The 1,455-nt window shown below is 59.5% G+C and carries 1 protein-coding gene and 1 pseudogene; one reads left to right on the forward strand and one right to left on the reverse strand.

Features of this window, described 5'->3' with window-relative positions; genetic code table 11:
- Positions 1–202: pseudogene (locus tag ACXJKO_RS31655) on the forward strand (CarD family transcriptional regulator); the annotation flags it as partial.
- A 98-nt stretch (positions 203–300) separates the two neighbouring features.
- Here the strand turns inward: ACXJKO_RS31655 and ACXJKO_RS31660 are convergent.
- Positions 301–1,011 (reverse strand): IS6 family transposase, encoded by a 711-nt coding sequence (locus tag ACXJKO_RS31660; protein ID WP_457094961.1) that lies wholly within the window; start codon positions 1,009–1,011, stop codon positions 301–303.
- Between the last annotated feature and the right edge of the window lie 444 nt (positions 1,012–1,455).

Below are 1,455 nucleotides of genomic sequence, written 5' to 3' on the forward strand. Positions count from 1 at the left end.
GCGCGATCTAAACCGTGGGCCGCAGCAGGAAGAGGCGTCCTACAGCGAACGGCAGATCTTCGAGAATGCCCTAGACTTCATGGTGAAGGAGGTCGCAGTGGTGAGACAGATAACCGAGACCGAAGCCCGCAAGCTCATTGAGGAGGGTTTAGCCAACGCCCTCCGTTCCAGCAAGCCGACCGGGAGCGAAGCGGCGGCATAGCCGCATTTGTACACAGTCTCTATTGGCGGTTCTCAAAGGAGAATAGGTACTGTCAACTTAACGGTGAGGAGACAACATCATCGTCAGGTCCATCCAGATTAGCCTGCAAACACGGTACCAGTGACATCACGCCAAGTGGCGAAGGCGCGATCGCGGGCAGCGCGATACTCGCTGGCGGAGAGGGAATGGCGGCGGAGCTGGAAGTGGTAGTGGATCGGAGTGTGAGTGGCGAGGAACTGTTGTGCCTGCCCGGCTGATTTGAAACGCCTCATATGACGCTCGCGCCTTCGGGTGGGTTGGTGCGAGACCTCACAGCGGTTGTTGAGATACCGGCTCTGCCGATGATCAACGCCCGGCAGGATCTCGCGTTTGGCGGCGCCATAGGATCCGAGTTTGTCCGTCACGATCACTCTGGGCACATAGCGCAAGCCCTTCAGCAGCTTGCGAAAGAAGCACTTGGCCGCCTTCGTGTTGCGGCGTCTCTGGACCAGCACATCGAGCACGTTGCCGTGCTGGTCGACCGCCCGGCAGAGATAATGCAGTTTGCCTCGGATGCGAACAAACACCTCATCGAGAAACCATTTGTCACCGGGCTGCGGCCGGCGCTGCTTAAGGGTCTTGGCGTAGGTGCGCCCGAAGCGCAGGCTCCACTCACGGATCGTTTCGCAGCTGACCACGATGCCCCGGGCTGCCAAGATGAGCTCGACCTCACGCAGGCTCAGGCTAAAGCAGTGATACAAACAGACCGCTTGGTCGATGATTTCGGCTGGAAAGCGGAAGCCTCGGTACAGGTTGGAGATCGTGCTCATGTCCGAGACCCTGCCATAGGCCCAGGTTCCTCGCCAACTTGACAGTACCCTTGGGCTTCAGGTCTGGCATCGTTGTGGGTTCCCGGGCCGCCGTCAGCCCGGGTGCATCGGCCTGGCCCGGTGCGACAACGCCGATACAGCCGTTTCGCTCCCTTGCCCGGCTTAGCGCTCTCGGCCACCCCTCAGGAAACTGCCGGGTGGCTGGGAACCGTTCAGGTTCAAGGCCGTTGCCGTGTTGCGACGCAGCAAATTCCTTCGCTGTTGCGAGATTAGCTTCCTAGTATCTGCGCCGCCACTTTCCAAAGTTCAGTCGAACCCGAAGTCCGTGCACCTCGGAGAGCCATTGCTTCGCTCTTCCGTAGCAGTCCGTCACAACCAGATCGGGCAACGGCATCCCACTCAGTATTGCGTTTGGCTTCAATTTCTCATGAGGACGACATGACG

Source organism: Microvirga sp. P5_D2, assembly GCF_054049475.1.